The sequence below is a fragment of the Arsukibacterium sp. genome, from assembly GCF_033722355.1.
GTDB lineage: Bacteria > Pseudomonadota > Gammaproteobacteria > Enterobacterales > Alteromonadaceae > Alishewanella.
Genome location: NZ_JAWVZF010000163.1, coordinates 1 through 6,064 on the forward strand (window position 1 = coordinate 1; position 6,064 = coordinate 6,064).

The 6,064-nt window shown below is 52.6% G+C and carries 7 protein-coding genes; 2 read left to right on the forward strand and 5 right to left on the reverse strand.

The window, feature by feature from the left end:
* On the reverse strand, window positions 1-588 hold a 588-nt coding region (locus R3177_RS12425), incomplete at its 3' end, for a hypothetical protein (RefSeq protein ID WP_318971347.1).
* 217 nt (window positions 589-805) lie between these two features.
* On the opposite strand from R3177_RS12425, the gene R3177_RS12430 reads away from it, so the two are divergent.
* Window positions 806-1,114, forward strand: coding sequence for a hypothetical protein (locus tag R3177_RS12430; protein ID WP_318971348.1), 309 nt, complete (start codon window positions 806-808; stop codon window positions 1,112-1,114).
* 50 nt (window positions 1,115-1,164) lie between these two features.
* Window positions 1,165-2,139: a DUF4862 family protein gene (locus tag R3177_RS12435; protein WP_318971349.1), complete on the forward strand. Its 975-nt coding sequence runs from the start codon at window positions 1,165-1,167 to the stop codon at window positions 2,137-2,139.
* A 144-nt stretch (window positions 2,140-2,283) separates the two neighbouring features.
* On the opposite strand, the gene R3177_RS12440 is transcribed toward R3177_RS12435, so the two are convergent.
* The 4 genes from R3177_RS12440 to R3177_RS12455 form a co-directional block, all read right to left on the reverse strand.
* The gene (locus R3177_RS12440; RefSeq protein ID WP_318971350.1) at window positions 2,284-4,359 is read right to left on the reverse strand and encodes a S9 family peptidase; all 2,076 of its coding nucleotides are present in this window, start codon (window positions 4,357-4,359) and stop codon (window positions 2,284-2,286) included.
* Window positions 4,360-4,439: 80 nt separating this feature from the next.
* Window positions 4,440-5,000, reverse strand: a complete 561-nt coding sequence (locus R3177_RS12445; protein ID WP_318971351.1) for a CBS domain-containing protein — start codon at window positions 4,998-5,000, stop codon at window positions 4,440-4,442.
* Window positions 5,001-5,077: 77 nt separating this feature from the next.
* Entirely contained in the window at window positions 5,078-5,398 is a 321-nt protein-coding gene (locus R3177_RS12450; protein ID WP_318971352.1) for a hypothetical protein, read from the reverse strand.
* A gap of 186 nt (window positions 5,399-5,584) precedes the next feature.
* Window positions 5,585-6,064, reverse strand: a 480-nt coding sequence (locus tag R3177_RS12455; RefSeq protein WP_318971353.1) for a YgjV family protein, incomplete at its 5' end; no start/stop codon positions are given.

Genomic DNA, 6,064 nt, shown 5'->3' on the forward strand with positions numbered 1-6,064 from the left:
ATTTGCTGTAAGCTGCACCTGTAAATGCTCCTCGGGCGCTTTGGTCAGCTTCAGTTCGGAAACCGCCAATGTGATGACGTCATCACCTGTGGTACGAGTAAAGCTCAAATCAGCGATATTAATTTTTGAAAAGTGGTATAAGGGCGATGATGCCGTATTCTGGCCAGGGCTTTCCTGGTCTGTCGTGCTTGCAGCCTTAGCTGTCGCAGAGCTGCGCCAGTTAGTCGAACCCTCGTCAAGATCAGTCAGCTGCACATTAATACCAGTAGCAGAAGCCTGCCACCAGGTCGGTGCCGCAGTCAAATACCTGCCCGCATCAATGTTCAGTTCAAGTTGTGCTACTGTCAGCAGCTGCTGGTTTTCAGCAATATCAGGATTGCGAAGTTGCAGTTCAGTGGCCGCAAGCCGCGGTGGAAACAGATCTACCTGCAGCGTATCGACGTTCAGCTGATAACCGGTAGCAGCGTTTAGCTGTGCTTGCAGTAAACCCAGGTAAGATTTGGGTGCCACCACTAATACCACAAGGGCGACAGCGATTGTTGCTACAAGGCTGAGGATAATCCAGCCAGTAATTTTAAGTGCACGCATAAGAATACCCCATGCCTGATGTCAAGTCGGGCTAACCAGTCTGCTTAAACTATATGCAACAACCATATGCAATAACTATTCCTGGGAGGGGAATTATGCTGCCGAGCAGGGCGAGTTATTGGCGGGATGCCTTGTGCTGATTGTCGCTCAGCCGGATCCCGGTTAAACTGAGCCCGGGCCGCTATCGGCAAACACACCATGAAATATTTGATTGCGAATGAAAAAATTATCTAAAGTACAATTCAAACAGCAAGCCGCGGTATTGGCTGCAGTCACGGCACTGGAACAGCAGGCGAAGCGGGAACTGCCGGCTGTGGTGCAGGGCTGGTTTAGTCTGGAATATGAAGCTTTCCCCGGCTCGTTGCTGGTGCGCTTGCAGTTTACTGACTCAGCGGCTCTTCAGCTTGCACAGCCGCAGCTGTTAGTCTGGCAAAAGCGGTTCAGCGCGTTAATGCTGAAAAAAGGGGTGGTGCTGAAAGATATGCGCAGGCATCTGGTTTTCACGCTGAATAGCCCAGATCAATAGCAAGCCCTGACCATGCCCTTAACCCGTACATTAAACGGATAACCTTAACGATGAAATACTACGTTGGCGCTTACGCTGCTTCTCCTAACCAGAGTGGCTGGGACCCCGAACTCGAAACCGAATTTTATAACGGATTAAAGGCATTACCGAATGTAAAAGGCCTGGAGCATCCTTTTTTAGGCCGTTTGCATCAGCATGACGATAACTGGTTTTTAGCGAACATCGACCCGGGCTGGGATTATGTGTTTACCTGTATTCCCGGTGTTATGAATGCGCTTGGCCAGAACCCTAAATTTGGAATTGCCTCCGAAGATGAAGCAGGCCGCGCGGCAGCGCTGGATTTTATGCAACAGGCCTGTGCTGCTATCGGCAAACTGAATTCCCATCTGGGCCGGCAGGCGATTAAGGCCATTATGATCCAGACCGCGCCGGCTCGGCATAACGCGGCTTCATCCAAAGCGGCGCTTAAGGCTTCGCTTAAAACCATGCTGAGCTGGGACTGGCAGGGCGCAAAAGTTGTCATCGAGCACTGTGATGCTTATGTCGACAGCCACGCACCATCAAAAGGCTTTTTAGCGCTGACTGACGAGCTGGACGTGCTGACAGCAGTCAATGCCGGCTTACCGGCAGAGCAGCAGTTGGGGATGGTCATTAACTGGGGCCGCTCGGTATTTGAAACGCGCCGGCCTGAAGGTGCGCTGGAGCATATCAAACAGGCTAAAGCAGCCGGGGTGTTAACTGGCCTGATGTTTTCCGGCGTGTCAGATAAAGACAGCGCCTACGGCGCCTGGCGGGACAGCCATCAGCCTGCGCAGCAAAGTGAGCGGGTTAAACACGGCGAGCCTGGTAGCTGGATGAGCGAGCAGGCGATGCATGACTGTCTGGCTGCCTGCGCTAAACCGGAAGCGTTATTAGTGCTGGGCGCAAAAATTGGTATCAGGCCGCTTGATGGGACTATGGAGCAGCGTATCGACACTATCCGCGATACGCTGGCGATTTTGGATCGTTATTTCAAAACTGCTTAGAAATGCTGGTGTAGAGGTCAAACAGATTTACCCACGCCGACACGCCGTAAACCCGTCCATGGGGGCTCGTTTCCGCCCGTCCAGGGCTTCAACGGTCGGCTTAGGGTAAGCCTGTTCGACCTTTTCCAAGTTCGGTTTTTCTTCTTACTCGCTTGGCGTACGGTATTTTTCATACCAGGCCAGCATATATTCCACTTTCTCAATCATCCGGCTTGGCGTGTTAGAGATACCGTGTGGCGAGCCCGGGATCCGCACCAGAGCGGTATCAACCCGGCGGATTTGCAGCGCCTGATAAAACTGCTCTGACTCAGAAATTGGCGTGCGGCGGTCCTGCTCACCGGTAATAATAATGGTCGGGGTCTGCACATTACCCACCAGGCTCAGTGGCGAGCGCTGCCAGTAATGTTCCATATGCTCCCAGGGTACCCCCGGGAACTGATGAAAGGTCTGATACAGGTAGCTGTCACCGGTCAGCACTTTACTCAGCCAGTTTATAACGGGTTTAACCACTGCCGCCGCCTTATAACGGTTGGTCAGGCCTATGGCATAGGCCGTGGCAATACCACCGGCCGAGCCACCGCCGATAAACAGGTTATTCTCATCAATAAAGCCCAGGGCCAGCATGGCATTCACGCCGCTGTCATGGTCGGCATAGTCTTCCGGCGAACTGTATTTATTCTGCAGTAATAAGGCAAAGCGTTCGCCGTACGATGAACTGCCGCGGTGGTTATCGTAAAACACCACATAACCTTCTTTGGCGTAACGCTGCATTTCTGCACTCCACTGCGCACCATACGCCAGATGCGGGCCACCGTGAATTTCCAGCAACAGCGGGTATTTTTTCGCTGGATCAAAATCCGGCGGCGTCATATACCAGCCCTGGATTTCCTCACCATCAAAGGAGGATTTATAAGTAATCTCATGCACCTGTGCCAGCTTTTTATGGCCGAGCAAGTCTTCGTTCAGGGCGGTTAATACCGTGCTTTTACCTTTTTGCAGCACAGCCACGTCGCTCGGCCGCTGACTGGTGCCATGGGTGTAGGCAATCACACCGTTATCCGCCACCGAGTAACTGCCGCTTAAATATGGCTGTGGCTGGGAGACCCCGCCTAAACTGGCGGTCAGCTCAGTCAGTTTGCCGTTGCGGCTTAAGCTTGCCAGTTTACGCTGGCCCCGATCATCATACTGCACCACAAAACTGCTGTTGCTCAGCCAGTTGGCGGCGGCAATACTGCGGTCAAACTCAGCAGCAATATCATCGATAGTATTGCTGCGCAGGTTCAGCACTTTAAGTTTGCTGTTGGTGTAGGGTACTAAGGCATTGCTGTTCCATAAAAACGCCAGCTGCTTCCCATCGGGTGAAAACACCGGGGCGGCTTCGTCACCGGCCATGGTGGTCAGGGCGCTTAACTGATTACTGGCTAAATCGAGCAGGTACAGGTTGCTGTCACGTGGCTGAAATTCCCAGTCAGGGTCTAAATTGGCGGAAAATAACAGGGCTTTACTATCGGGCGTGAAGGTTAAATCGCTGCCATGGTGAAAGTCGCCCGATGTCAGCTGGCGGGCGCTGCCACCTGTTACCGGCAACACAAAAATCTGCCGGAACTGCGGTGTTAAAAAGCCCTGGCCGTCGGCCTGGTAGCGGGCTCTGTCCAGCACCACGGCTGACTCTGACCATTTGGCTCCCTTCGGCTTTTTCACTTTTTTAACCCGCTTTTTCACATCTGCTTCGCTGGCTGCCACATTCATGGTAAACGCCAGCATGCTGCCATCCGGTGACCAGCTCAGGTTGGCCGGGCTTTGCGGCAGGCGCGATAACTGAGCGGTTTTATTTTCGGCCAGATGATGCAGATGAATTTGCCGGCTACCGCTGGTATTGGCGATAAAGGCCAGCATCTTGCCGTCAGGTGACCAGCGGGGCTGGCTGTAGTTAAAGTTGTCGGCAAACAACGGCAGTTGCTTACCGGTTTTGACATCCAGCAACCATAAACTGGTACGGGTACTGTCGGTCATAATATCGTTGCTGGCCCGCACATAAACTATCTGGCTGCCGTCGGGTGATATCTGCACCTCGCTGGCGTATTCCAGCGCAAAAATATCTTCCGCTTCAAAATACGCACTGTTGGTCACACTGGCCGAAGTGGGCACGGTAAAGAGCAGGCAGCCAAACAGGGCACCGGCAATCAGTTTAATCGCAAACGAGATTTGTTTCACGGGCATAGTCTCATAGTAAAAACCTTAACGGCTAAGCTACCTGTTTTGCCGTTAAGGTTCAAATATGCCGCGACCAGCTGGCCGATTTAAGCGCTGACGCTGTCAAACAGTTGTAAAAAAGTTGGAGTCTGGCGGATATGCAAGGGCAGATGTAGCCGGCGCGCAATATCCTGGGCACTAATGACGCCGCGGATCAGATGTGACTCCCGGTCAACCACAACACAATGCTGTTCGCCGCTTGACTGCAGGGTATTAAGCACATCGGCAATGGTGCAATGCTGCAGCTGCTGCCAGGCCAGCGCTTTAATCCGCTGCCGTGGCAGCATTAAATCAGCAACTTTAATTTCCTGCCGGCTGTCACCAAGCGCTACCCGGCGCATAATGGCCTGGTCAGATAATTGTTCCAGGTGGATAATTCCGCTCAGCTCACCGTGCTCATCCACCACCAGTTTCAGCTTGCAGCGCTCCAGCTGCATAATCGTCAGGACATCACTGGCAGGCAGTGATTCGCTAATCATATCGGGTTTACTTTGTTTAAAGTCAGTCACCAGTTGTAATGCCGGAGAGGTTAACCTGGCCTGCTCAAACTGGCCTGGCTGAACTAAATGATCAATAGGTTCGACTGCAAATAATGCTAAATTTCTCATGATATTCCTCGCTGCCAGCATGCAGAGGCCGTGCTGGCGAATAAAAAGTTTTACTAAGGCAAAATGCCACAAACGTTTTAAGCTAAGGAAGCTGAAGGTGGGGCGCGTGCCGGATGAGCGGCTTTGGGTTGGGCCAGCATTAGAGCTGCAGGCAGGCTAGTAATAGCAAGAGTAAACCGTACTGGCGCAAAAGGCAGTGTCAGCGACAGGGCATTGTCATTGTCATCTGTGCTGTCCTGTTCAGTGCTCAGGCTGGCCTGGCCGGTTAACGGGCTGACTGCCAGTAACTGACTATCGGCTAATGGGGTTAAATGCGGCGCATTGGCACTGGCAATCTGCGGGGTAACCAGCAGGCTCAGATACAACATTAAGGCAACAGCACTAAACCAACGCATCATCAGAATACTTCTATTTTGTTAATCACTGAAAACCAGGCTGAGCCAACCGCTTAAGCCCGCTGTCTGCTTGATAATGAGCTTAGCTTCGGAGATTCGCAAGAGGCTGTACAAAATATAATTACTGATTGCGACTAATGACGGTGCCCTCAGGGCAGACTGCTGTCACTTTTGCTGAGGGCTTCAGGCTCAGCCGGGCTGATCAGCCGCAGCCAGATTTGCAGCCAGGCGGCGGGCACGCAGGAAGCCAACCAGATTACTGATTAAAAATGCCAGCTCCATCATTACGGCGACCGGTGATCCCACCAGAATATTGTGAATGATCCAACAACTGGCACCCAACGCCATACACAGCCGGACCCGGCCAAGCCGGGTCTGAAAACTGCCAAATGTACCCAGCATGGCAGCGGCATAGGGCAGCAAATTCAGCGGGCTGCTGTAGCTGGTAAGCAAAATAACAGTGGCCACCGCCATAAACAGCAACATCCAGCGCTGGCGGGGCTGCATGGCGGCAACCAGAAAGCGGATGGCGGTTAAACCAACAAACAGCGCTGCTTCATACTGACCGAGCAAGCCAAAATGGCTGGCATTAAGCAGTGCCGAGATAAACCAGAACTTGAGCATGCTGCCCCGTTGCTGTTGCCAGAACGCAACAATGCCGCTGGCAAA